This window comes from Streptomyces sp. NPDC004610 (assembly GCF_040609715.1).
GTDB lineage: Bacteria > Actinomycetota > Actinomycetes > Streptomycetales > Streptomycetaceae > Streptomyces.
Map to the genome: position 1 here is coordinate 459,671 of NZ_JBEXLA010000001.1, position 24,311 is coordinate 483,981.

The window sequence follows — 24,311 nt, forward strand, 5'->3', positions numbered from 1 at the left end:
TCATTGCATCAATCTTCAGCGGGCACACTACGGATTTCGCAGGCGTTAGCGGCATGTTCCTTGGATGCGTCGGCGATATCGGCCTCCCGATCATCGTCCTGGCGCTCCTCCCCCAGCATGCGCTCGGCGGCACTGCGGTGCAGCCCGGCCGCCGTGGTGTCGCCGAGGTGCAGCAGGGTGTCGGCGAGCCGCAGATGCAGCGCCGCCTGGAGCCGGGTGTCCTCGGCGCGGCGCGCCCACTCCACCGCCTCCTGGCAGGTGCGCAGCGACTCCTCGGGCCGTCCCGCGTACTCCTGGACCCGGGCCAGCTCGCTCAACGCCCGCGCGTAGGCGCCCACATCGTCGAGCTTGCGGTACCCGGCGAGCGCCGCCCGCCAGCCGCGCTGCGCCTCGCCGTAGCGGCCCGCGTAGGTGTGGGCGGTGGCGATCCGGCCGTACAGCCGGGCCACGTCCTCGCGCTCGTCGCGGGCCAGCCGCTCGGCCAGCGCCCGGCCGAACCAGTCCGCCGCCCGCTCGTAGTCCCCCAGCTCCTGATGGGCACCGCCTACGGATTCCATCGCGCGGCCGGTCGCATACGGGTCGTTGGCCTCCCGTCCGGCGTCCAGCGCGGCCCGGTAGCGCACCAGCGCGTCCGCCGTACGGCCGGTACGGGCGTCCAGATCGCCCAGGTTCAGCAGCGCCGCCGCCCGCTCGCGGGGCAGCTTGCGCCGCTCGGCGACATCCAGCACCAGTCCGTGGACGCCGTACAGGTCGGCCGCGGCGGCCTGGGTGCCGACATGCGCCACCATCGCCCTCACCAGCTGGGACATCAGCCGGCGGGCCAGGGTGTCCAGCTCGCCGTCGGCGACCGCGAGGCGGGCCGACGCCAGCAGGGCGGGACGCCGGACGCCCAGCCAGTCGGCGGCGGCCCGGGGGGTCGGGAAGCGCAGGGCGCGGGGCATGCCCTGGAGCTTCTCGCGGGCCTCGGGGTTGTCGGTCTCGGTGATCGCCCGGCAGGACTGGAGCAGCCGTACCGTGCGCTCCAGCATCCGGGCGCGGGCGAGCTGTAGCTCGGCGGGCTTGTCATGGGTCTCGGTGAGGGCGGCCAGCAGGGGGTGCAGACAGCCGGGGACCTCGTACTGCGGCAGGGTGCCGGGGGTGCGGTGCAGCAGGCCGAACGCCACGAAGTCGTCCAGGGTGGCGCGGGCGCCGCCGACCGAGCAGCCGGCCAGGGCGGAGGCGGTGTGCGGGTCGGCCAGTCCGGCCGGGGCGAGGGAGAGCAGCCGCAGTATCCGGGCGGCCGGGGCCGCGAGCGAGGCGTACACCAGCCGGAAGACACGGTCCAGCGCGCTGCCCTCGTCGCCCTCGGCGTGCAGTTGCTTGGCGAGGTCGGCGACGGCCGCCTTGGGCCGGGCGGCCAGCCAGCCGCCGGCCAGCATCAGCGCGGCGGGCTGCGCCTGGCACGCCTCCACCAGCGCCTCCGCGGCCCGCGGGTCGACGGTGATCCGCACGGAACCGGTGTGCCGGGACAGCAGCTCCACGGCCGACTTGGTGTCCAGCCCGCCCAGGGTGCACGGCCGGACGTCGGCGATCCCGGTGAGCGGTCCGCGCGCGACGGCGACGACAAGACACTCGGGGGTGTCCGGCAGCAGCGCGTCGACCTGCTCGGCGTCGGCGGCGTCATCCAGCAGCAGCACGGCCCGGCGGCCGGTGAGCGCCTCGCGCAGATCGGCGGTGAGATCGTCCTCGGCGGCACCGGGCGGGGTGGGCAGCGCGAGCGCGGTGAGCAGCTCACGGGCGGCGCGGGCGACGGGTACGGGGGTGCCGTCGGGCTCGGTGAGCCGGGTGCGGAGCACTCCGTCCGGGTAGCGGTCGGCGATGTCCGTCACCAGTTCCCCGGCGAGCGCGGTGCGCCCGGAACCCGGCTTCCCGGCGATCAGGAGGACGCGGGCGCGGGGGGCCTTGGTGCCGGCCAGGGTGTCGAGTCCGGCGCGCTCGATGTCGGCGCGCAGTTCCTTCAACTCCCGTGTCCGGCCCAGGAATCCGCAGTCCTGCGACGAGTGTCCCGACAGCGTCGCGCCGTCCGTGTCCACCGCCTGATCCGTCACGGGCCACACTCCCGTCCACCGGCGCGCTCGCGGCTCCGCCGGCACCCGCACCTGTCCCTGGCTGGTCGCGACGAGCCTAGTTCACACCGGGTGACGACCCCGGTGCAGCGCCGGGCGGGTCCCCCGATCGGATCAGCGGGTTGTCATATGGGGGGTGGTGGTCGTGTCGGTGGGGGTCGGGGGGCGGGTCGGTGGGGGGCTGGTCGCGCAGTTCCCCGCGCCCCTGGGACGGCGTGACCGTCACCGGCGAACGGCCCCAGCCGCGCCGGTCGCCGGGGCGGCACACCCGTCGCCGTTCAGCCGCGGGCCGGTGGGGGCTGGTCGCGCAGTTCCCCGCGCCCCTGGAGGGCGTGGCCCTCCCCGGCGAGTTCAAGCCCCCCGGTTCCCATCTGCCCCCTCCGCCCCAGCCGCGGGCAGTCGTGCCGCAGGGCGGCACGGGTGGGCGCGGCGGCACCCCGCCAACGCGGTGAGTGACACCCCGCGACCGAACCCCTACGCCCCGGACAGCCAGGCCGGCGGGGCGGACCGGTCGTCATTCGGCCGCGCGCCGGTGGGGGCTAGTCGCGCAGTTCCCCGCGCCCCTGGAGGGGTGGCCCTCCCCGGCACGGCCAGCTCGCCCCGGCCGCATCCACCCCGCCCCAACCCTGGGCAGGCGTGGGTGGGCGCGGCGGCACCCGCCAACGCGGTCAGTAACACCCCCGACCCAACCCCTACGCCTCGAACGGCCGGGCCGGCCAAGGCGCCCCCGCCGGGCGCAGCGTCTCCAGCCCCCCGGCGGAGCCCCTCGCCGCCACCAGGGACATCACGCCCGTCACCAGGCAGTTGTTGTGCAGCTCCCCCGCCAGGACCCCCCGTACCAGCTCCCCCACCGGGACCCGCGACAGCTCCAGGTCCAGTTCCTCGTCCTCCGCCTCGAACCGTTCGCCCTCCACCTCCGACAGGCCCCGCGCGAGAAAGATCCGTACCGCCTCGTCGCAGCCGCCCGCCGTCGTGTAGAGGTCCGTCAGCACCCGCCAGTCCTCCGCCTTGACGTGGGCCTCCTCGTACAGCTCGCGCTGCGCCGCGTGCAGCGGGTTCTCGCCCGGCACGTCCAGCAGCCCCGCCGGGATCTCCCACAGCTTCTGCCGCACCGGGTGCCGGTACTGGCGCAGGACGACCACCCGGTCCGCGTCGTCCAGGGCGAGCACGGCGACCGACCCGGGGTGCACCTGGTAGTCACGCCGGACCACGGTCCCGTCGGGCATGACCACCTCGTCCGTCCGCACGGAGGTCTTGTTGCCCACGAACGGGGTCTCGGTCGCCCGGACCTCCCACTCCTCGGGGGTGTCCTTGATCGTCGTGCCCTGCATGCCGGGTGCCCTCCCACGCGCGAACGAGAAAACCGGGGCGCGTCCCCACGCAGGGACGCACCCCGGCAACCGTACAACCGGTGTACTGCGTGTCACTCGTTACTCGGAACGCTCCGCCGGGCCGGACCCCGTACCCGTCGTACCCGTCTTGCGTTCCACCGCCGCCCTGACCAGCCCCGCGAACAGCGGGTGCGGCCGGGTCGGGCGGGAGCGCAGCTCGGGGTGGGCCTGGGTGGCGACCAGATAGGGGTGGACCTCACGCGGGTACTCGACGTACTCGACGAGCTTGTTGTCCGGCGAGGTGCCGGAGAAGACGATGCCGGTCTTCTTCTCCAGCTCGGCGCGGTAGGCGTTGTTCACCTCGTACCGGTGCCGGTGCCGCTCCTCCACGTACTCCTTGCCGTCGTACACCTCGCGCACGATGGAGCCCTCGGCCAGCTTGGCCGGGTACATGCCGAGCCGCATGGTGCCGCCCATGTCGCCCTCACCGGCGACGATGTCGAGCTGCTCGGCCATGGTGGAGATGACGGGGTGCCCGGTGGCGGGGTCGAACTCGGTGGAGTTGGCGTCGGTGATGCCGGCCAGGTTGCGGGCCGCGTCGATGACGATGCACTGGAGGCCCAGACACAGGCCCAGCAGCGGGATGCGGTTCTCGCGGGCGTAGCGGATCGCGCCGACCTTGCCGGAGACGCCCCGGTCGCCGAAGCCGCCGGGGATGCAGATGGCGTCCACGTCGGAGAGCTGCTCGGCGGCCCCGGCTGGGGTCTTGCAGTCGTCCGAGGTGACCCACTTGATCTTGACGCGGGTCTTGTTGGCGAAGCCGCCCGCGCGCAGCGCCTCGGTGACCGAGAGATAGGCGTCGGGCAGGTCGATGTACTTGCCGACCAGGGCGAGGCTGATCTCATGGCGCGGGCTGTGGACCCGGTCCAGCAGATCGTCCCAGGTCGTCCAGTCCACATCGCGGAACGGCAGGTCCAGGCGGCGGACGGCGTAGGCGTCCAGGCCCTCGGAGTGGACCACCTTGGGGATGTCGTAGATGGACGGGGCGTCGGGGCAGGCCACGACCGCGGCCTCGTCGACGTCGCACATCAGGGAGATCTTGCGCTTGATGGCGGTGGGGACCTCGCGGTCGCAGCGCAGCACGATGGCGTCCGGCTGGACGCCGATGTTGCGCAGGGCGGCGACCGAGTGCTGGGTGGGCTTGGTCTTCAGCTCGCCGGAGGGGCCGATGTAGGGCAGCAGCGAGATATGGACGACGAAGACATTGTCCCGGCCGACCTCGTGCCGGACCTGGCGGACGGTCTCCAGGAACGGCAGCGACTCGATGTCGCCGACCGTGCCGCCGACCTCGGTGATGACGACGTCCACGTCGTCCGCGGCCATCCGCCGGATGCGGTTCTTGATCTCATTGGTGATGTGCGGGATGACCTGCACGGTGTCGCCGAGGTACTCGCCGCGCCGCTCCTTGGCGATCACCGTGGAGTAGACCTGGCCGGTGGTGACATTGGCGGAGCCGTCGAGGTCGCGGTCGAGGAAGCGCTCGTAGTGGCCGATGTCCAGATCGGTCTCGGCGCCGTCGTTGGTGACGAACACCTCACCGTGCTGGAAGGGGTTCATCGTGCCCGGGTCGACATTGATGTAGGGGTCGAGCTTCTGCATCACCACGCGCAGGCCGCGGGCCTTGAGCAGCATGCCCAGGCTGGAGGCCGTCAGACCCTTGCCGAGCGAGGAGGCGACACCCCCGGTGACGAAGATGTGCTTGGTCGTCGTGGCTGTGTTGTTTCGAAAGGCGGTGGGCGGCATGGCCAAGACGGGGCTCCCGTGGTCGCGGTCTGGGGGTGCGGTGGCGCCGCCGTACCGGATTCACGTACGAGCCTCCCTGCGGGATTCCGCGGATTTCCTTGGGACTGGATTCCTTGGAGATTCCGCCGGGGACTGCGTACCGGGCCTCCGGGGGCGCCGTCGCTGCGGTTCGGGGGTTCTACGCCCACCGGTCCACGGGCTACCAGGGTAACAGCGCCTCGGGGCGGTACGGCCCGGCCACGCTCCGCGCACACACGGCCACGGATCCACACGGACGCACACGCCTTACGCACTTCTCACCGATCGCTCACTCGATCAGCTCACCCGCGTTGCCCGGAGCGGCGCGCAGATCATCTACGTGCGTCGTATCCTGCTCGGACACTCGCTGCCGAGCCCGCCGGAACGACGGCACCACCCACGCCCGTATTTCCATGCCGGTTCCATCCCGGAGTTCCACCGGAACACGCAGGAACAAGCCGGAACAACGAGAGCTCGTCAGTTCGTTGAGCACAGACTGCTGAGCACGGACCGCCGTTTGCCACCAGGCCGATCGGCTGTTTTGCTTCATCGCTCAACGACGTATGACACATCCATCTCGCAGCTGTATGACACACCATCCTTGACCGCACCAGCGACAGCCCCTTCATGGGGTGACGTGGCCGTTCGACTGGAGTTGCACGTGGCCGGGCGCATCGAAGACTACGCACTCATCGGAGACATGCAGACCGCCGCACTGGTCTGCCGGGACGGCACGGTGGACTGGCTGTGCCTGCCCCGCTTCGACTCGCATGCCATCTTCGCCGGTCTGCTCGGCACCGAGGACCACGGTTTCTGGCGGATCGGCCCGGCCCACGCGCCGGACACCGAGCCGCCCACGGCGAACCGGCGGACCTACCGGGGGGACTCGCTGATCCTGGAGTCCGAGTGGGACACCCCGCGCGGCACGGTCAGGGTGACCGATTTCATGCCCCCGAGGGACGGGGCGCCCCAGGTCATCCGGATCGTGGAAGGCGTCTCGGGCCGTGTCCCCATGCGCTCCACCCTGCGGATGCGCTTCTCCTACGGCCGGATCGTGCCGTGGGTGCACAAGCACGAGGGGCGCACGGTCGCCGTCGCGGGCCCCGACTCGGTGTGGTTCGACACCCCGGCCGAGACCTACGGCAAGGCGCTCACCACCTACTCCGACTTCACGGTCTCCCCGGGCGAGCGGATCGCGTTCACGATCTCCTGGGAGCCCTCGCACAAGCAGCCGCCCGCACTGCCCGAGCCCGAGCTGTCACTGACGGCGACCGAGGACTTCTGGCGCGAGTGGGTCGAGCACTGCACGTACCACGGGCCCTACCGCGAGGCGGTGGTCCGCTCCCTGATCACCCTCAAGGCCCTCACGTACGCCCCCACCGGCGGTATCGTCGCCGCCCCCACCACCTCCCTGCCGGAGGAGATCGGCGGGGTGCGCAACTGGGACTACCGCTACACCTGGCTCCGTGACGCCGCCATCACCCTCTCCTCGCTGCTGCGCACCGGCTACCGCGAGGAGGCCCGCGCCTGGCGCGAGTGGCTGCTGCGCGCGGTGGCCGGCGACCCGGAGAACCTCCAGATCATGTACGGCATCGCCGGTGAGCGCGAGCTGGGCGAGGCCGAGCTGGACTGGCTGCCCGGCTACGAGAACTCGGCCCCGGTCCGCGTCGGCAACGGCGCCGCCCACCAGCTCCAGCTCGATGTCTACGGCGAGGTCACCGAGGCCCTGCACCTGGGCCATATGACCGGCCTGGCCCGCAGCGACTACGCCTCGCTGCTCCAGCTCAAGCTGATCCACTACCTGGAGAACCACTGGAACGAGCCGGACGAGGGCATCTGGGAGGTGCGCGGCCCGCGCCGCCACTTCGTGCACTCCAAGGTGATGGCCTGGGTCGCGGTGGACCGCACCATCAAGCTGATCGAGTCCGGCGACGCGGACGGCCCCCTGGACCGCTGGCGCGATCTGCGCGACGACATCCACCGGGACGTGTGCGAGAAGGGCTACGACAAGGAGCGCAACACCTTCACCCAGTCCTACGGCTCCAAGGAGCTGGACGCCTCCCTGCTGCTGATCCCGCAGATGGGCTTCCTGCCCCCGGACGACAAGCGGGTCATCGGCACCATCGAGGCCATCCAGCGCGAGCTGTCCACCCCGGACGGCTTCATCCTGCGCTACCCCACCGACGGCCCCGAGGCGGGCGTCGACGGCCTCCCCGGCGACGAGGGCGCCTTCCTCGCCTGCTCCTTCTGGCTCGCCGACGACCTCGCGATGATCGGCCGGGTCGACGAGGCCCGCAGGCTGTTCGAGAAGCTCCTCGCGCTCCGCAACGACCTGGGCCTGCTGGCCGAGGAGTGGGACCCGCGTCTGAAGCGCCAGGTCGGCAACTTCCCCCAGGCGTTCAGCCATGTCCCGCTGATCGACACGGCCCTGCGCCTGACGGCGTCGGGCGCGTACGGCGGCTGACCCGGCCCGCGGGGGCACCGGCGGGGCATCGACGGGGTGGGGCCGAACTGTCACCACCCCGTCCGCGCGGGTAGCGTCCGCCCCATGGACAGCCGCACCGACCCCCGCACCGACCCTCGCACGGACGCCCGCGCCGACGCCCGCCCGGATCACCGGACCGACCCCCGGACCGACCGGCCGGGCGCCGACCAGCGATACGACAGCAGCGGCGCCGGGATCACCGTGCAGCGGGCGCTGGAGCTGCCCGGTCTGCGCGGCGGTCTCCCCGAGGTGCTCGCGGGCGCCGACCGGCTCCAGCGCACGGTGCGCTGGGTGCACGCCGGCGAGGTGCCCAACATCGCCTCCCTGCTCAAGGGCGGCGAACTGCTGCTGACCACCGGCTACGGCCTCGGCACCCGCCCCGCCGAGCAGCGCGCGTTCGTCCGCACCCTCGCCGAGCGCGGTATCGCGGCCCTGGTGATGGAGCTGGGCCCGCGCTTCACCCGGCTGCCGGCCACCCTGGTGGAGACGGCCCGCTCGACCGGGCTGCCGCTGATCCAGCTGCACCGCGAGGTCCCGTTCGTGACGGTGACCGAGGAGATCCACACCGAGATCGTCAACGGCCACTACGCCCTGCTCCAGCGCGCCGAGGACGTGGTCCGCCGCTGCACCGAGGCACTGCTCGGCGGGGGCGGGGTCCCCCAGGTGCTGGCCATCCTGGCGGACTCCAGCGGCAACCCGGTGTTCCTGGAGACCCCCGAGGGCCTGCTGCTGTACGCGGCCGGGTCGGGCCCCGAGGGCGCCGAGCCGCTCCAGGTGTGGGAGGGGCTGCGCGGCCAGCACAAGGACGCCCCGCCCCCGGCGGGCTCGGTGCTGGTGGACGTACCGGGCGGCGGGCCGGGCTCCGGCTCGGTACGGGCCCGGCTGGTGATCCTGCCGGTGCGCGGGGCGCTGGCGCCGGTGCACCGGATCGCCACCGAGCGCGCCGCGGAGATCCTCGCGGTGGTGCTGATGCAGGCCCGCCAGGAGGAGGAGCTGGCCGCGCGGGGCCGCGGCGACTTCCTCACCGACCTCGCCGAGGGCCGGATCACCGCGGAGGACGCCCCGGCGCAGGCCCGGGTCCTCGGCTTCAAGCCCGGTACCGGTCCGCTGCTGCCGGTCGTCATGCGGCTGGGCGACCCGATCGCACAGGCCGGTGGCTGGGCACTGCTGGCCCGCGCGGTCGCCGAGGAGCTGGCCTCGGTCGGGGTGCCGGCGCTGCTGGGGGTTCGGCCGGTGGAGGGCCGGGTGCCGCTGCTGGTGGGCCTGCGGACGGAGGCCGAGCGGGCGTCGGTGGCCGACCGGGTCGCGGCGGCGCTGCGGGCGGGCGTCGAGCGGGCCGGGATGCAGCGGCCGGGGGCCCGACCGCCGGTGGTGGTCGTGGGGGTGCCGGGCGGCTGGGCGGCGGCCTCGGCGGGACTGCGGCACGCGGCGGAGACGGCGACCGCCGCCCAGGGCCTCGCCGACCGGCCCTGGTACGACGCCCGGCGCCTGGACATCGACCTGCTGCTGTGGCGGCTGCGGGACCATCCCGACCTGGCGGCGTTCGTGGACCGTGCCATCGGCCCGATCCGCGAGCACGACCGCCGCTCCAAGCCGCCCCTGCTGCCCACCCTGGAGACCTATCTCGCGCACGCCGGCCGCAAGGCGGAGACGGCCCGGGAACTCCATCTCAACCGCCAGACCCTCTACAACCGGCTGGCCCGCATCGGCGAACTCCTCGGCAGCGACCTCGACGACCCCCAGACCGTCCTCGCCCTCAGCCTCGCCCTCCGGGCCCGCCGACACGTCGGCTGACGGACCACGCGCCATCCGACGGACGGACCGGGCCCTCAGCCTCGCCCTCCGGGCCCGCCGACACGTCGGCTGACGGACCACGCGCCATCCGACGGACGGACCGCACGTCACCCGACCGACGGACCGCGCGCCATCCCGCCGACAGACCGCGCGTCACCCGACCGACGGGCCGCACGTCATCCCGCCGACGGCACACCGGCCGACACCCGGGCTCGCACCTGCGGCCCCACCGGCCGACCTGCGGCGCACCGACCGACCGGCGGCACACCGGCTCACCCACGACCCACGGGCCGACGGACCGGCTCGCACCCACGGCCCTCCAGTCAGCCCACCGGCAGACATCCCGCGGCCAACCAGCCAGCTCACCTGTCGACACCCGCGACCCACCAGCCAGCCCACCCGCCGACACCCCGCAGCCCACCACCCAGCTCACCCCGCCGGCACCCGGCCCCGCACCCGCAACCCACCAACCAGCCCACCGACCGACACCCGGACCCGCACCCGCGCCCCACCAACCAGCCACCCGCCGCCCCACGGACCCGCACCCACAACCCACCAATCGGCCACCCCACGCTCACACCATCGGCCGCGGCTGCGTCAGCTCGTCGTACACGCTCAGCACCTGAGCCACCGTCTGGTCCTCCGTGGGCCAGGTCGCCGCCTGTGCCTCCCCCTTGCGGCGCAGTTCGTCCCGCCGACCGGCGTCCCCGAGCAGCCGCAGCACCCCGGCCGCCAGCGCTGACGCGTCCCCGTACGGGACGAGTTCGGCGGCGTCGCCGACCAGGTCCGGGATGCCCCCTACGGCGGAGGCGACCAGCGGCACCCGGGCGTGCAGGGCCTCCTGGGCGAGCACCGACCGCGACTCCCAGCGGCCGGGCAGCACCACCAGGTCGGCGGCGTCGAGCAGTTCGGGGACGTCGTCGCGCCGCCCGAGCAGCCGCACCGGCAGTTCCTCGTCCTCGATCCGCCGCTGCAACGGGCCGCGCAGGTCGCCCTCACCGGCGACGGCGACGAAGGGCGGGGGATCCAGCAGGCGCCAGGCGCGCGCCGCGTCCAGGAGCACGTCGTGGCCCCGGTGCCGTTCGAGCGGTCCGACGGCGAGGACCAACGCCCGGCCTGTGGCGCCGAGTTCGGCGCGCAGCTTGCCCGGGTCGGACTCGTCGCCGGGCGCCGACCGCGTCCCGGGCAGCGCGGCGGGCGCCAGCCGGGCATCCCGGGCGCCGCGCCGCCGGGCCCGGTCGACCAGATCGGACGACGTCCCCAGCACCACCGCCGCGGACCGCGCCACCCGGCGCTCCAGCATCCGCAGCAGCCGGGCCCGCGCCCCTTCGACCCGGGCCGGGCTGTGCCAGGTCACCACCAGCGGGACGGGTCGGCCGCTCAGCGCGAGCGCGGCCCGCAGGGAGGCGTGCAGTCCGTGCGCGTGCACCAGATCGGCGTCCGCGCAGGCCGCCCGCAGCGCCGCGACGGAGGACGGGTCGCTGCTGCGCGGCACCTGCGCGTGATCGGCCCCGGCCCCGCTGAAGTCGTACTCCCGCTCCGCCTCGGCCGGCGCGCACACCGTGACCCGCACGCCCCGGGCGACGAGCCCCGCGGCCAGCGAGCGCACATGGGCGCTGCTTCCGGCGCTGCCGCCGCCCAGCACCTGCACGGTGCGCAGCGTCGACTGGCCGTGCGGGGGGCTGCTCACGGGGGTCACGTGGCCGGGGCTCCTGGTTCGGCATCGAACGGTCACGAAGAAACGTACAGAAGGATCGGCCCCGCACCCTGCACCGCGCGGCTCCCTCCCTGCACCCGCCCAAGGATGCCAGCACGCCCACCGGTTCCCGCAACGCCCGAGGTCACGACCGGTCACACCGAGGTCATTCTTTCCACTCACACGAGTGACCCGGGAACACCCCCGACCCGGACGGCCGGCGGATCACCCGTCCACCCCGCCCCGCACACCCCACCAGCCCCCGGGAACACCGCCCACCGGGTCCCCCGACGGCCCGACCACCCCACGCGGACCCAGGGGCCAACTGGCCGAAACCAGCCCATCGACGGCATCGCCCGGAACCTTCGGAGACCTACGGACCACCCCCCTCAGCCACCCGGCCTCGCGGAACACACCCACACGCCGAGAACCCACCGGAGCACCCGGCGCCGGACTCCTCTCGACCCCGCCGGGGCCAACCCCGTACGCGCCCCAGAAGCGCCCAGCCCGGCAACCACCACCGGCCGCACCGCAGCACCCGGAAGACCCGGCCCCGGGCGCCCCACCACCCTGCCCGCAACACCCGGCGGGCACCCGAACGGCCCCCTACCCATCCCCCCGAGCCGTCGCCAGCAACTCCTCCGCATGGGCCCGAGCCGTCTGCGAGTCCTCCTGCCCGGCCAGCATCCGGGACAGCTCGCGGATCCGCTCCTCGCCCTCCAGCACCTTCACCCCGGACCGCGTCACCGACCCGTCGTCGGTCTTCTCCACCAGCAGCTGCCGGTCGGCGAACGCGGCGACCTGCGGCAGATGCGTCACGACGACCACCTGAGCGGACCTGGCGAGCCGCGCCAGCCGCCGCCCGATCTCGACGGCGGCCTTGCCACCGACCCCGGCGTCCACCTCGTCGAAGAGATACGTCGGCACCGGATCGGTCCCGGCGAACACCACCTCCACCGCGAGCATCACCCGCGACAGCTCACCCCCGGAGGCCCCCTTGGCGATCGGCCGCGGCGGCGCCCCGGGGTGCGGCGCGAGCAGCAGCTCGACCTCGTCGACACCCGAGGGCCCGTACGCGACGGTCCGTCCGCCGATCTCGACGCCCTCCGGGTCCTCGCTCTGCCGCAGCGCGAAGGACACCCGCGCGTGGGGCATGGCCAGCGACGCCAGCTCGGCGGTCACCGCGGCGGCGAACCGCTCCGCCGCCTCCTCCCGGGCCTCGCTGAGCGCCTGGGCCAGTCCGCCCAGCTCACCGCGGAGCGCGTCCCGTTCGGCGGTCAGCTCACCGATCCGCGAGTCGTCGCCGTCCAGCTCGGTCAGCCGCGCGGCGCCCTGCTCGGCCCAGCCCAGCACGGCCGCGATGTCGTCCCCGTACTTCCGGGTCAGCGCGGTCAGCGCGGCCCGCCGTTCCTCCACCGCGGCGAGCCGCAGCGGATCGGCGTCGAGGTCGTCGGCGTACCCGGCGAGTTCCCCGGCCACATCGCCCAGCAGGATCCCGATCTCCCCGATCCGGTCGGCGAGCGCCGCGAGCGCCGGGTCGTGCGCCCGTACGGCCTCCAGTGCCCGGTGCGCCCCCGCGACCAGCGTGGTGGCGTCGACCCCCTCGGGGTCCTCGGGGTTCCCGGCGAGCGCGGCGTGGGCGACCGTCGCCGCGGACGCCAGGGCCTCGGCGTGCCCGAGCCGCTCGGCCTCCTCGGCCAGCTCCACGTCCTCACCGGCCCGGGGTTCGGTCCCGGCGATCTCGTCCAGCCCGTAGCGGAGGATGTCGGCCTCCTGCGCCCGCTCCCGCGCCCGGGTGGTGATCTCGTCCAGCTCCACGGCGACGGCCCGCACCCGCCGGTACGCCTCGGCGTACTTGGCGAGCGGCACGGCGACGGCGTCCCCCGCGTAGCGGTCGAGCGCCTGCCGCTGCCGGGAGAGTTTCAGCAGCCCCTGCTGATCGGTCTGCCCGTGCACCGCGACGAGTTCGTCGGCCAGCTCGGCGAGCATCCCCACCGGCACGGACCGCCCGCCCACATGCGCGCGCGAACGCCCCTCGGCGGAGACAGTACGGCTGATCAGCAGCGCCCCGTCGTCCAGCTCGGCCCCGGCCTCCTCGGCCCGTACGGCGGCCGTCCCGCCGGAGGCGAGCGTGATCCGCCCCTCGACCACCGCCTTGTCGGCGCCGATCCGCACCAGCGCCGGGTCCGCCCGTCCGCCGAGCAGCAGTCCGAGGCTGGTCACCACCATGGTCTTGCCCGCACCGGTCTCACCGGTGACGGCCGTGAACCCCGGCGACAGCTCGACCACGGCGTCGTCGATGACTCCGAGCGACCGTATCCGCATCTCCTCCAACACGGACACGACCTTACGAGGTCCCACCCCCGGAGTGCGACCGCCCCCCACCCCCTCGCCGGGGGAGACAACGCCCTCCGGGGGCGCGGGGAACTGCGCGATCAGCACCCACCCCCCGCACCCGCCACCCCACCGAAACCACCCTCCCGGATGGCGCCGAACCACACCCCACCCACACCGCACAGCCCGCGTCAGTGCGGCGCACCCCTCCACCCCGACACCGGCAGCGCGAACTTCGCCACCAGCCGATCGGTGAACGACGCGTGATGCAGCCGGGCGAGCCGCACCGGCACCGCCCCCCGCCGCACCTCCACGCGGGCCCCGGCGGGCAACTCCACCGTCCGCCGCCCGTCGCACCACAACACCCCCGGCGGGATGTGCGGCAGCACCTCCACCGCGAGCACCGAATCCGGCGAGGTCACCAGCGGTTTGGCGAACAGCGCGTGCGCACTGATCGGCACCATCAGCAACGCCTCCACCTCGGGCCACACCACCGGCCCCCCGGCGGAGAAGGCGTACGCAGTCGACCCGGTCGGCGTGGACAGCACGATCCCGTCGCACCCGAACCCGGTCACCGGCCGCCCGTCGATCTCCAGGACGACCTCCAGCAGCTTCTCGGCGGTGGCCTTCTGCACCGCCGCCTCGTTCAGCGCCCAGTCGGTGTGCACGATGTCCCCGTTGCTGTGCACCACGACATCGACGGTCATCCGCTCCTCGACCTCGTACGCCCGGGTGACCACCCGGTCCACGACCTTGTCGAGATCGTCCCGCTCCGCCTCCGCGAGAAAACCGACCCGCCCGAGGTTGACGCCCAGCATCGGCACCCCGGAGGCCCGCGCGAACTCGGCGCCGCGCAGCAGCGTCCCGTCGCCGCCGAGCACGATCAGCAGCTCGCATCCGTCGAGGCACAGCGGCGTGGCCTCCTTGACGAGCTGCACCTCGTCCGGCAGCGGCAGATCCCGCGCCTCGTGCTCCAGCACCCGCACCCCGATCCCGGAGCGCAGCAACCCCTTCACCACCAGCTCGGCACTGCGGATGGCCGCCGGCCGCCCGGTGTGCGCCAGCAGAAAAACCGTACGAGAGCCCGCACGGGAACCCGCACACGAATCAGTACGGGTATCAGTACGCGAATCAGTACGCGAATCGGTACGAGAATCAGTACGGGAACCAGAATCAGAACCAGGGTTCGATGTCAACGCGGCCCCTCCGCCACAGCACGGTCAACGTCGGCCGGGTCCGGTTCCGGTGCCCCGGCCCGCAGCCACAGAAAGTATTCGACATTTCCCGAAGGTCCGGGCAGTGGACTGGCCGTCACTCCCCGCACCCCGAGCCCCAGCTCCCACGCCTTGGCGGCCACACCCCGCACCGCCTCGGCGCGCAGCTGGGCACTGCGCACCACTCCCCCGCTGCCCAGTCGTTCCCTGCCCACCTCGAACTGCGGTTTCACCATCATCACCAGATCGGCGTCCGGCGTCACGCACCGCGCCAGCGCGGGCAGCACCAGCCCGAGCGGGATGAAGGACAGATCCCCCACGACCAGATCCACCGGCTTCCCGTCGATCACATCGAGCGTCAACTCACGTACGTTCGTACGGTCCTTGACGGTGACGCGTTCATCGCTCTGCAGAGTCCAGGCGAGTTGTCCGTACCCGACGTCCACGGCGACCACATGCGCGGCCCCGGCCCGCAGCAGCACATCGGTGAACCCGCCGGTGGAGGCCCCGGCGTCCAGCGCCCGCCGCCCCTCCACCACCAGCCCCTGCGGCCCGAAGACGGCCAGCGCCCCGGCCAGCTTGTGCCCACCCCGGGACACATACTCGGGATCGCCGTCGTCGGCGGCGACGACGATCGCCGCCGCGGTCTCCACCTGTGTGGCGGGCTTGGTCGCCAGGGTCCGCCCGACGCTGACCCGCCCGGCGGCGATCAGCTGACTGGCGTGCTCCCGCGACCGCGCGAGCTTACGGCGGACCAGCTCCGCGTCCAGACGGCGGCGTGCGACTCCTGCCACGTTCGGTTCAGCTCCTGCTCTCGGGGTACGGCGTCGGGGGCGCCGGAGGTCCCGGGCGGGCGTCGAGCGCGGTGAGCGCGTCGCGCAGCCCCCGGTGCACATCCTCGTACACCTCCAGATGTCCGTCCGTCGCCAGGTGGTCGGCGTCAGCCAGCCGCTGGAGCCGGTCGTCGACACCGGCGTCACCGGTGGGCTCACGGAGGACGTCCAGCGGCGCGGGGGCGGCGGGATCGTACGCCTCGGCGATCTCGAACCCGACGGCCTCATCGAACCCGACGGCCTCACCGGACCCGACGGCCTCACCGGCGTCACGCTCCCCCCGGTTGTCCACCCTGGTCTCCTCCCGGCCGTCCCCCCGGATCTCCGTCCGGCTCTCCACCCCCGGCATTGACTCGCTCATGCCCCGACGCTACCGCGAAGCCCTGCGGTACCGTCGATCATGATGGCGACGATCGAGGAGTGCCGCGACGCGCTCGACAGACTCTCGGCGAAGATGCGCGGCGCCGAGGGCGACCTGCGCGCGGCCACCGCCCTGGACCGCTCGGTGAGCTGTCACCTGACCGATCTGGAGGTCACCTTCGTCGGCCGGATGGCGGACGGCGGGATCCAGGTCCACGACACCCTCACCGGGCCACCGCGCGAGAAGGCCCAGATCCGGCTGTCCCTGACCGGCGACGATCTGATCGCCCTGGTCGACGGCGATCTGAACTTCGCCCACGCCTGGGGCTCGGGCCGGGTCCGGCTCACCGCCGGCCTGCGCGATCTGCTGCACCTCAGAAAGCTGCTGTGACCGCGGCAGCTCCCCTATGACGGCGACGGCTCAGGAGCCCCCACGCCGGTCTCCGCCGCGGCCGTAGCCGTAACCGCCGCCCCAGCCCGCCCCCTCCGCGCCGCCGGTACCACCAGCGGCGTACCCGTCTCCGGATCGTCGATGACCTGGCACCGCAGCCCGAACACCCGCTCGACCAGCTCCGCCGTGACGATGTCGCCGGGCGCGCCCTCGGCGATCACCTCGCCGTCCCGCAGCGCGATGAGATGCGTGGCGTACCGCGCCGCGTGATTGAGGTCGTGCAGGACGGCGACCAGCGTCCGCCCCTGCTCCTCGTGGAGTTCCGCGCAGAGGTCGAGCACATCGATCTGGTGCTGGATGTCGAGGAAGGTGGTCGGCTCGTCCAGCAGGAGCAGCGGTGTCTGCTGGGCCAGTGCCATGGCGATCCACACCCGCTGCCGCTGGCCGCCGGACAGTTCGTCGACATACCGCTCGCCGAGTTCGGCGACGCCCGTGCGGGCCATGGACTCCTGGACCACCCGCTCGTCCTCGGCCGACCACTGCCGCAGGATGCCCTGGTGCGGATAGCGGCCCCGGCCGACCAGGTCGGCGACGGTGATTCCGTCCGGCGCGATGGACGACTGCGGCAGCAGCCCCAGGGTCCGGGCCACCTTCTTCGCCGGCATCGACTGGATGAGCTGCCCGTCGAGCAGCACCCGGCCCTCGCTCGGCTTCAGCATCCGCGACAGCGCCCGCAGCAGCGTCGACTTGCCGCAGGCGTTGGGGCCGACGATCACGGTGAAGGAATTGTCGGGTATCTCGACGGACAGTCGCTCGGCGATGACCCGCTGGTCATAGGCGAGGGTGACCTGCTCCGCGGTCAGACGGTTCACGGTGCTCCTTGGGAGGTTCTTGTTCCGGGGGCCGGAGGCCGGGGCCGGGGGCTGTACGGCGGCGCTCATATCCGCCCCGCCCGGCGCTCGGTGACCAGCAGCCACAGCAGATATCCGCCGCCCAGCACGCCGGTGACCACACCCACCGGCAGCTGATCGGCGCCGAACACCCGCTGCGAGGCCCAGTCGGCGGTGACCAGCAGGGCGGCGCCCATACACAGCGAGGGGACCAGGTTGGGGCCGGGCGAGCGGGTGAGACGGCGGGCGAGCTGGGGGGCGGTGAGCGCCACGAAGGCCACCGGCCCGGCCGCGGCGGTGGCCCCGGCGACCAGCAGAACGGCGGCCACCATCAGCACCAGCCGCACCCGCTCGACCCGCACCCCGAGCGCGGACGCCACATCGTCGCCCATCTCCAGCATGCGCAGCCCCCGCCCGTTGGCCAGCACGAGCGGCACCAGCAGCGCGCACAGCGCCAGCAGCGGCCAGACCTGGTCCCAGTCGCGTCCGCTGAGCGATCCGGTCATCCAGACCATGGCCCGGGTGGCGTCCACGATGTCCGCCCGGGTCAGCAGATAGCCGTTGACGGCGGTGACCACGGCCGAGACCCCGATGCCGACCAGCACCAGCCGGTAACCGTGCACGCCCCGCTTCCAGGAGAGCAGATAGATCACGGCCCCGGTCGCCAGCCCGCCGACCAGCCCGCCCACCGTGACCTGCCCGGCGTCCCCGGACAGCACGACGATCGTGATCAGCGCGCCGGCCGCCGCGCCCTGTCCGAGTCCGAGCACGTCCGGGCTGCCCAGCGGATTGCGCGAGATCGACTGGAACAGCGCCCCGCCGAGCCCGAGCGCGGCCCCCACCAGCAGCCCGACCAGCACCCGGGGCAGCCGCAGCTCCCGGACGATGAACTCCTGCCCGGCGTCGCCCCGCCCGGCCAGCGTCCTGAGCACCTCACCCGCACCGATCGGGAAGTCACCGGTGCCGACCAGCAGCACGCCCATGCCCAGCGCGACGATCCCCAGTGCCGCGGTGACGGCCACCGCCCGCCCGTCCACCCGCAGGGAGATCCCGCCGACGGACCGCACGACCCGCGCGGCGGACGCCCCCGGCTTCTCTGGGGTCTCGGGGATCTCCGGCTTCTCCGGGGTCACCGGGATCTCCGTCCCGGACTTCGGAAGGGTCCTCACAGCTGAGCCGTCCTCCGCCGTCGTACGAGGTAGATGAAGACCGGCCCGCCCAGCACCGCCGTGACGATCCCGACCTGCACCTCAGCGGGCCGCGCCACCAACCGGCCGATCACATCCGCGCCCAGCAGCAGCACGGGCGACAGAAGGGTGGCGTAGGGGAGGATCCAGCGCATGTCGGGCCCGGTGAAGGACCGCACCACATGCGGCACCATCAGGCCGACGAACACGATCGGACCGCACGCGGCCGTCGCCGCCCCGCACAGCACGGTCGCCGCCAGCATCGACAGCGCCCGGGTGCGGGGGAGGTGGGCGCCGAGCGCCTTGGCGGTGTCGTCGCCCATGGCCATGGCGTTGAGCGGCCGGGCCAGCCCGAGCGCCAGCAGGGTGCCGATGAGGAGGAAGGGCAGCACCTGGAGAACGGTGTCGTCGGTCGCCGAGTTCAGTGAGCCGACGGTCCAGAAGCGCATCCGCCCCAGCGCCGCCTGATCCATGATCATCACGGCCTGGAGATAGCCGTACAGCGCGGCACTGATCGCCGTACCGGCGAGCGCGAGCCGTACCGGGGTCGCCCCGCGGCTGCCGCCGAGGAACCACACCAGCGCCCCGACCACCGCCGCCCCCGCGAACGCGAACCACACATAGCCGATGAGGCTGGTGACCCCGAAGAAGGTGATGGCGGTGACAACCGCGGCGGACGCCCCCGCGTTGATCCCGAGCAGCCCGGGATCGGCCAGCGGATTGCGGGTCAGCGCCTGGAGCACCGCGCCGGACAACCCGAGAGCGGCCCCGGCGAGCAGCCCGAGCACCGTCCGCGACAGCCGCTCACCGACGACGACATCGGCATAGCGGCCCGAGTCCTGGAACAGCCCGTGCCACACCTCGCCCGGCGAGAGCGGTTTCGCGCCAACCGCGATGCTCGCCAGAGCGACCAGCACCAACACCGCCAGCGCGACCAGCAGCCCGACGCCACGGATCGCCCGACGACTCTCCGACGCGGGAACGGCTTCCACGCGCGCCTCGGGGGGACTCTCGACCAACACGGAGGTTAGGTTAGCCTACCCTCGCCTGCCGGACGATCCCGCCGAGCGCCACCGGGGCAGGCTGAGCCCCCTACCGGACGGCCCCTGACCTCCTGCCGGACAGCTCCTGACCCTTTGCCTGACGGCCTCCTGACCTCCTGCCGGGCGGGTCACTGACCTCCTCCCGGGCGAGTTGCCCCTCCGCCGAGCCAAGGCAGAGCCCCCTGCCGGAAAGGCAAAGGCCCCCTCCTGGCCACCCCTCCCGGCTACCCCTCCCTCACAACCCCAACCGAGCCAACCCCTTCCCCCCGTCCAGCGCGCACGCCCCGTCCCCCGCCGCCGTCCACGCCGCCGCGCACAGCGCCCGCAGCCCGTCCAGCGCCGTCCCCTCACCGTCGAGTTCCAGCCGCTCCGCCCCCGCGGTCGCCGTCCAGCCGCCGCAACGGAAGCCGTCCCCGCTCGGGGTGACCTCCGGCTGCCCGGTGAGCATCCCGCGCAGATCCGCGTCCACATAGGTCGGCCGGTGCCGCGGCGGCGCCGCCAGCAGCTGCGCCCCGTCCGTCACCCCGGTCAGCACCAGCAGCGAATCGACATCCCCGTTGAACGCGCCCTCGATGTCCGTGTCCAGCCGGTCCCCCACCACCAACGGCCGCTCGGCGCCGGTCCGCAGAATCGTCTCCCGGTGCATCGGCGGCAAGGGTTTGCCCGCCACCTGCGGCTCGGCCCCCGTGGCGATCCGCACCACCTCCACCGCCGCCCCGTTCCCCGGCGCGATCCCCCGCGCACTGGGAATCGTCAGATCCGTGTTGGACGCGAACCACGGCACCCCGCGCGCGATCGCGTAGCACGCCTCCGCGAACCGCCCCCACGCCAGCTCGGGCCCGCCGTACCCCTGCACCACCGCCGCCGGCTCCTCGTCCGCCGACTCCACCGGCACGAGCCCCCGCTCCCGCAGCGCCACCCGCAGCCCGTCCCCGCCGATCAGCAGCACCCGCGACCCCGCGGGCAACTGCTCGGCGATCAGCCGGGCCACCGCCTGCGCCGAGGTGATGACATCCCCGGCCTCGGCCGCTATCCCGAGCGCGGTCAGATGCGCCGCCACCGTGTCCGGCGTCCGCAGCGCGTTGTTGGTGACATACGCCAGCTGCATCCCGCCCTCCCGCGCCGTGGCCAGCGAGTCCACGGCATGCGCGATGGCGTTGCCGCCCGCGTACACCACCCCGTCGAGATCCAGCAGCGCCGTGTCGTACGCCTCGCTCAGCGCCCGCGCACTGCCCTCGGGCCTGGTCCTGACGCCCTGCCTCATCGCACCCGCTCCTCGCTCCACCGACCGTTCCCCCGATCATCCCCCATGCCACTGACACCCGTACGCGGACGTACGATGCCGGGATGAACTCAGCAGGACACTCGGAAGCGATGGAGCGCCGGGGCCTGGAACTCACCCCGTTCCGCGGCCTTCGTTACGACCCCGACCGGGTCGGCAGCCTCGCCGCCGTGACGTCCCCGCCCTACGACGTCGTGGTCCGCCCCGACGGCCTCCACCAGCTGCAGGCCGCCGACCCGTACAACATCGTCCGGCTGATCCTCCCCCAGGCGGCCACCCCCGAGGCCCGCAACGCCCAGGCCGCCGCCACCCTCACCCGCTGGCGCGCGGAGGGCATCCTCACCACCGACCCCGAGCCCGGCCTGTACGTCTACGAACAGACCGACGACGAGGGCCTCCTCCAGCGCGGCATCATCGCCACCCTGCGCGTCACCGACCCGGCGGACCGGATCGTCCTCCCGCACGAGGACGTCATGCCCCACCTGGTCGCCGACCGCGCCGCCCTGATGCGCGCCACCTCCGCCAATCTGGAGCCCCTCCTCCTCACCTACCGAGGCGACGAGCACAACGCAACCGCCGCCATCATCGAACGCACCACCCACCGCCCGCCCCTCCTCTCCACCACCACCGAGGACGGCCACCACCACCGCCTCTGGTCCCTCACCACCCCCACCGACCTCACCTCGATCACCACCGATCTGGCCCGCCACCAGGCCCTGATCGCCGACGGCCACCACCGCTGGGCCACCTACCGCCGTCTACGCGCGGAGCACCCTTCCCCCAGCCCCTGGGACGACGGCCTGGTCCTCCTCGTGGACACCGCCCGCTACCCCCTGCGCGTCCGCGCCATCCACCGCTACCTCCCCCACCTCCCCCTCCCGGACGCCCTGGCCGCCCTGAAGCCCCACTTCCGCGTCCGCCCCCTCCACACCCCCCTCGACCAGGCCCTCACCGCCCTCGCCGAAGCAGCGGCCGACGGCAACGCCTACCTCCTGGCCGGCGACGGCGCCTACCACCTGGTCGACCGCCCCGACCCGGCACTCCTCGCCCGCACCATCCCCACCGACCGCCCCACCACCTGGCGCACCCTGGACGCGACGGTCCTCCACACCACCCTCCTGGACCACCTCTGGCACCTCCCCGAGGACTCCCCGTCCCACATCGCCTACATCCACGACACGACGGCCACCGTCACCAAGGCCGAACAGGACGGCGGTACGGCCGTCCTGATGCACCCGGTCCGCGAGGAACTGGTCCGCGACCTGGCCCGCCAGGGCATCACCATGCCCCGCAAGTCGACGTCCTTCGGCCCCAAACCGGCATCGGGCCTGGTCCTGCGAGCCCTGGACCTCTGACCAGGCACAACAAAGGGGGGCGCCTCCCTCAAAAGGAAGCCGCCCCCCTCACCACCCCACCACCAGAACCTCAGTCGTCGGCGCCCTTCTCCTCGCCGTCCGTACCGTCCTCCTCGTCACCGGCAGCGCCCTCCGACTCTTCATCGAACGCGTCCAGGAACTCCACCCCGTCCAGCTCCGCGAGCCGGTCCGACGCATCGGTACTCCCGTCCCGATCCGCCTCCACCGCCTTCGCGAACCACTCCCGGGCCTCGTCCTTCCGCCCCGCCTCCAGCAACGCGTCGGCATAGGCGTACCGCAGCCGCGCGGTCCACGGCTGCACCGAGTTCGAGGCCAGCTCAGGGCTCTGCAAGGTCACGATCGCCGCGTCGAGCTGCCCCAGATCCCGCCGGGCCCCGGCCGCGACGAGCCGCATCTCCACCTGCCCGGCCTTGTCGAGCTTCTGCACCTCCGGCGCCCCGGCCATGTCCAGCGCCTTCTCCGGCCGCCCGAGCCCACGCTCGCAGTCGGCCATCACCGGCCACAGATCGGCGTTCCCGGTCATCCGCCGAGCCGCCCTGAACTCCGCGAGCGCCTCCCCGTACTTCTGACTCGCATACGCCGCGAACCCCGCCGCCTCCCGCACCGCAGCCACCCGCGACGCCAGCCGCAACGCGACCCGCGAATACCCGTAGGCCCCCTCGGGATCCTCATCGATCAACCGAGCGACCATCACCAGATTCTTGGCAACATCCTCCGCCAGCGTCTTCGGCAGACTCAACAACTCCTGCCGTACGTCCTTGTCGATCTCGTCGCCCGTGACGTCCTCGGGGATCGGCAGCCGCTTGATCGGCTCCCGGTCCCGGTCCCGCTCATCACGGAACCGGCCACCACCGGCAGGCCCCCGCCGGTCGTCGCGCCCCTGGTACCCACCACTGCGCCCACCACGATCGTCCCGCCGGGGCCCACGCCGCTCATCCCGCCCACCACGGTCGTCCCGCCCCCGATATCCCCCACGCTCCCCATCCCGCCGGAACCCCGGCCGATCCCCCCGGTCATCCCGCCGAAAGCCCGGCCGCTCCCCTCGATCGTCCCGCCGAAACGCCGGCCGATCCCCCCGATCGTCACGACGCTCATCACGCCGCTCATCCCGACGAAAACCTCCACCGCTCCGCTCACCCCGGTCATCGCGACGCCCATAACCCCCACGGTCATCGCCCCGCCGGTCATCACGCCGCTCAACACGCCGGTCGTCACGCCGATCGTCGCGCCTGTCATCACGCCGGGGGTAACCCCCACGGCTGTCGTCCCTCCGACTGTCGTTCCGACGGCTGTCATCCCGGCGATTGTCATCCCGCCGGAATCCACCCCGGTCATCGCTGCCCCGGTAGCCGCCCCGCCCGTCGTCCCGCCGCTCATCACGACGATCGTCCCTGCGGAACGCCGGCCGATCCCCACGGTCGTCCCGCCGGAACCCGCCCCGATTCCGATCGTCCTCACGACGCGGCGCCCGCCCACGGTCGTCCCGCTGATACGGCGGCCTGGAGCCCCGCTCCCCACCATCCCGGCGGTCGTCCCGCCCCCGATAGCCCCCGCGATCACCACGGTCACCACGATCGGGCCGGTCGGAGCGCTCGTCGCGCCCGGCACCACGGTTGTCGTCCCGCCGGCCATCACGAGCACCGCCGCCGCGATAACCACCACGGTCGTTGTCCCGCCGGAACCCACCGCGGTCACCACGATCACCGCGCTCGCCACGACCACCACTACGGTCGCTGCGCTCGCCACGGTTCCCGCGGTCACCACTGTCCCGTCGCCGCTGATCGCGCTCCGGTCGGTCGTCGGGAGAGTTGGTGGACATCGGTGACTCCTGTCTTCGGTACCACAAGCATTGTAAAAACAAAAGGACCCCTGGTCCCAGCTGAACGCTGGGACCAGGGGTCCTCCAAAGATTGTTCGGCGGCGTCCTACTCTCCCACCGGGTCCCCCCAGCAGTACCATCGGCGCTGTAAGGCTTAGCTTCCGGGTTCGGAATGTAACCGGGCGTTTCCCTCACGCTATAACCACCGAAACACTATGAAACTGTACAAACCAACCGCACCACCCAGAAAACCGTTTCGGGTGGGGTTGTTCGTGGTTTCAGAACCAACACAGTGGACGCGAGCAACTGAGGACAAGCCCTCGGCCTATTAGTACCGGTCACCTCCACCA

Annotated in this window: 17 protein-coding genes, 1 rRNA gene and 2 pseudogenes; 4 read left to right on the forward strand and 16 right to left on the reverse strand. The window is 73.0% G+C overall.

The window, feature by feature from the left end; all coding sequences use genetic code 11:
* Positions 1 to 8 precede the first annotated feature (8 nt).
* The 4 genes from ABZX40_RS02015 to ABZX40_RS02030 form a co-directional block, all read right to left on the reverse strand.
* Positions 9 to 2,087, reverse strand: coding sequence for a tetratricopeptide repeat protein (locus ABZX40_RS02015; RefSeq protein WP_355748376.1), 2,079 nt, complete (start codon positions 2,085 to 2,087; stop codon positions 9 to 11).
* Positions 2,088 to 2,797: 710 nt separating this feature from the next.
* The gene (locus tag ABZX40_RS02020) at positions 2,798 to 3,436 is read right to left on the reverse strand and encodes an NUDIX hydrolase (RefSeq protein ID WP_355748379.1); all 639 of its coding nucleotides are present in this window, start codon (positions 3,434 to 3,436) and stop codon (positions 2,798 to 2,800) included.
* 99 nt (positions 3,437 to 3,535) lie between these two features.
* On the reverse strand, positions 3,536 to 5,239 hold the full coding sequence (locus tag ABZX40_RS02025) for a CTP synthase (protein WP_355748408.1): 1,704 nt from the start codon (positions 5,237 to 5,239) through the stop codon (positions 3,536 to 3,538).
* 307 nt (positions 5,240 to 5,546) lie between these two features.
* On the reverse strand, positions 5,547 to 5,807 hold the full coding sequence (locus tag ABZX40_RS02030) for a hypothetical protein (RefSeq protein WP_355748382.1): 261 nt from the start codon (positions 5,805 to 5,807) through the stop codon (positions 5,547 to 5,549).
* A gap of 111 nt (positions 5,808 to 5,918) precedes the next feature.
* Here ABZX40_RS02030 and ABZX40_RS02035 point away from each other — a divergent pair, with 111 nt between their 5' ends.
* On the forward strand, positions 5,919 to 7,721 hold the full coding sequence (locus tag ABZX40_RS02035; RefSeq protein WP_355748411.1) for a glycoside hydrolase family 15 protein: 1,803 nt from the start codon (positions 5,919 to 5,921) through the stop codon (positions 7,719 to 7,721).
* A gap of 84 nt (positions 7,722 to 7,805) precedes the next feature.
* The gene (locus ABZX40_RS02040) at positions 7,806 to 9,536 is read left to right on the forward strand and encodes a PucR family transcriptional regulator (protein WP_355748385.1); all 1,731 of its coding nucleotides are present in this window, start codon (positions 7,806 to 7,808) and stop codon (positions 9,534 to 9,536) included.
* A gap of 574 nt (positions 9,537 to 10,110) precedes the next feature.
* Here the strand turns inward: ABZX40_RS02040 and ABZX40_RS02045 are convergent.
* From ABZX40_RS02045 to ABZX40_RS02065, 5 genes and pseudogenes are all read right to left on the reverse strand, one after another.
* A complete protein-coding gene (locus ABZX40_RS02045) occupies positions 10,111 to 11,235 on the reverse strand; it encodes a glycosyltransferase family 4 protein (RefSeq protein WP_355748388.1) in 1,125 nt (374 codons plus the stop codon).
* A gap of 603 nt (positions 11,236 to 11,838) precedes the next feature.
* Positions 11,839 to 13,557, reverse strand: coding sequence for a DNA repair protein RecN (gene recN, locus ABZX40_RS02050; protein WP_355748413.1), 1,719 nt, complete (start codon positions 13,555 to 13,557; stop codon positions 11,839 to 11,841).
* Between the two features lie 200 nt (positions 13,558 to 13,757).
* Positions 13,758 to 14,645: pseudogene (locus ABZX40_RS02055) on the reverse strand (NAD kinase); the annotation flags it as partial.
* A 113-nt stretch (positions 14,646 to 14,758) separates the two neighbouring features.
* Positions 14,759 to 15,574: a TlyA family RNA methyltransferase gene (locus ABZX40_RS02060; protein WP_355748391.1), complete on the reverse strand. Its 816-nt coding sequence runs from the start codon at positions 15,572 to 15,574 to the stop codon at positions 14,759 to 14,761.
* A gap of 7 nt (positions 15,575 to 15,581) precedes the next feature.
* The gene (locus tag ABZX40_RS02065; RefSeq protein ID WP_355748416.1) at positions 15,582 to 15,821 is read right to left on the reverse strand and encodes a hypothetical protein; all 240 of its coding nucleotides are present in this window, start codon (positions 15,819 to 15,821) and stop codon (positions 15,582 to 15,584) included.
* A 195-nt stretch (positions 15,822 to 16,016) separates the two neighbouring features.
* On the opposite strand from ABZX40_RS02065, the gene ABZX40_RS02070 reads away from it, so the two are divergent.
* On the forward strand, positions 16,017 to 16,364 hold the full coding sequence (locus tag ABZX40_RS02070; protein ID WP_355748419.1) for a sterol-binding protein: 348 nt from the start codon (positions 16,017 to 16,019) through the stop codon (positions 16,362 to 16,364).
* Between the two features lie 14 nt (positions 16,365 to 16,378).
* On the opposite strand, the gene ABZX40_RS02075 is transcribed toward ABZX40_RS02070, so the two are convergent.
* From ABZX40_RS02075 to ABZX40_RS02090, 4 genes are all read right to left on the reverse strand, one after another.
* Complete coding sequence (locus tag ABZX40_RS02075) at positions 16,379 to 17,305, reverse strand: ABC transporter ATP-binding protein (RefSeq protein WP_355748394.1); 927 nt, start codon at positions 17,303 to 17,305, stop codon at positions 16,379 to 16,381.
* Positions 17,302 to 18,366: an iron chelate uptake ABC transporter family permease subunit gene (locus tag ABZX40_RS02080; RefSeq protein ID WP_355748422.1), complete on the reverse strand. Its 1,065-nt coding sequence runs from the start codon at positions 18,364 to 18,366 to the stop codon at positions 17,302 to 17,304. The genes ABZX40_RS02075 and ABZX40_RS02080 overlap by 4 nt, the downstream gene beginning before the upstream one ends.
* A gap of 53 nt (positions 18,367 to 18,419) precedes the next feature.
* Positions 18,420 to 19,463, reverse strand: a complete 1,044-nt coding sequence (locus tag ABZX40_RS02085; RefSeq protein ID WP_355748397.1) for an iron chelate uptake ABC transporter family permease subunit — start codon at positions 19,461 to 19,463, stop codon at positions 18,420 to 18,422.
* 256 nt (positions 19,464 to 19,719) lie between these two features.
* Positions 19,720 to 20,748, reverse strand: a complete 1,029-nt coding sequence (locus ABZX40_RS02090) for an HAD hydrolase-like protein (RefSeq protein WP_355748399.1) — start codon at positions 20,746 to 20,748, stop codon at positions 19,720 to 19,722.
* 83 nt (positions 20,749 to 20,831) lie between these two features.
* Here ABZX40_RS02090 and ABZX40_RS02095 point away from each other — a divergent pair, with 83 nt between their 5' ends.
* Positions 20,832 to 22,121 (forward strand): DUF1015 domain-containing protein, encoded by a 1,290-nt coding sequence (locus ABZX40_RS02095; RefSeq protein ID WP_355748402.1) that lies wholly within the window; start codon positions 20,832 to 20,834, stop codon positions 22,119 to 22,121.
* Between the two features lie 70 nt (positions 22,122 to 22,191).
* On the opposite strand, the gene ABZX40_RS02100 is transcribed toward ABZX40_RS02095, so the two are convergent.
* From ABZX40_RS02100 to rrf, 3 genes and pseudogenes are all read right to left on the reverse strand, one after another.
* Positions 22,192 to 22,941 carry a tetratricopeptide repeat protein gene (locus tag ABZX40_RS02100; protein WP_355748425.1) on the reverse strand — a complete coding sequence of 250 codons (750 nt, stop codon included), beginning with the start codon at positions 22,939 to 22,941 and terminating at the stop codon, positions 22,192 to 22,194.
* 222 nt (positions 22,942 to 23,163) lie between these two features.
* Positions 23,164 to 23,961, reverse strand: a pseudogene (locus ABZX40_RS02105) (hypothetical protein); the annotation flags it as partial.
* A gap of 93 nt (positions 23,962 to 24,054) precedes the next feature.
* Positions 24,055 to 24,171, reverse strand: a 5S ribosomal RNA gene (rrf, locus tag ABZX40_RS02110).
* Between the last annotated feature and the right edge of the window lie 140 nt (positions 24,172 to 24,311).

Bases quoted from the DNA above. Each gene is read 5' to 3' on its own strand.
- ABZX40_RS02020 (WP_355748379.1), bottom strand. From the start codon at position 3,436: ATGCAGGGCACGACGATCAAGGACACCCCCGAGGAGTGGGAGGTCCGG.
- ABZX40_RS02025 (WP_355748408.1), bottom strand. From the start codon at position 5,239: ATGCCGCCCACCGCCTTTCGAAACAACACAGCCACGACGACCAAGCAC.
- ABZX40_RS02030 (WP_355748382.1), bottom strand. From the start codon at position 5,807: ATGAAGCAAAACAGCCGATCGGCCTGGTGGCAAACGGCGGTCCGTGCT.
- ABZX40_RS02040 (WP_355748385.1), top strand. From the start codon at position 7,806: ATGGACAGCCGCACCGACCCCCGCACCGACCCTCGCACGGACGCCCGC.
- recN (WP_355748413.1), bottom strand. From the start codon at position 13,557: ATGCGGATACGGTCGCTCGGAGTCATCGACGACGCCGTGGTCGAGCTG.
- ABZX40_RS02070 (WP_355748419.1), top strand. From the start codon at position 16,017: ATGGCGACGATCGAGGAGTGCCGCGACGCGCTCGACAGACTCTCGGCG.
- ABZX40_RS02075 (WP_355748394.1), bottom strand. From the start codon at position 17,305: ATGAGCGCCGCCGTACAGCCCCCGGCCCCGGCCTCCGGCCCCCGGAAC.
- ABZX40_RS02090 (WP_355748399.1), bottom strand. From the start codon at position 20,748: ATGAGGCAGGGCGTCAGGACCAGGCCCGAGGGCAGTGCGCGGGCGCTG.
- ABZX40_RS02095 (WP_355748402.1), top strand. From the start codon at position 20,832: ATGAACTCAGCAGGACACTCGGAAGCGATGGAGCGCCGGGGCCTGGAA.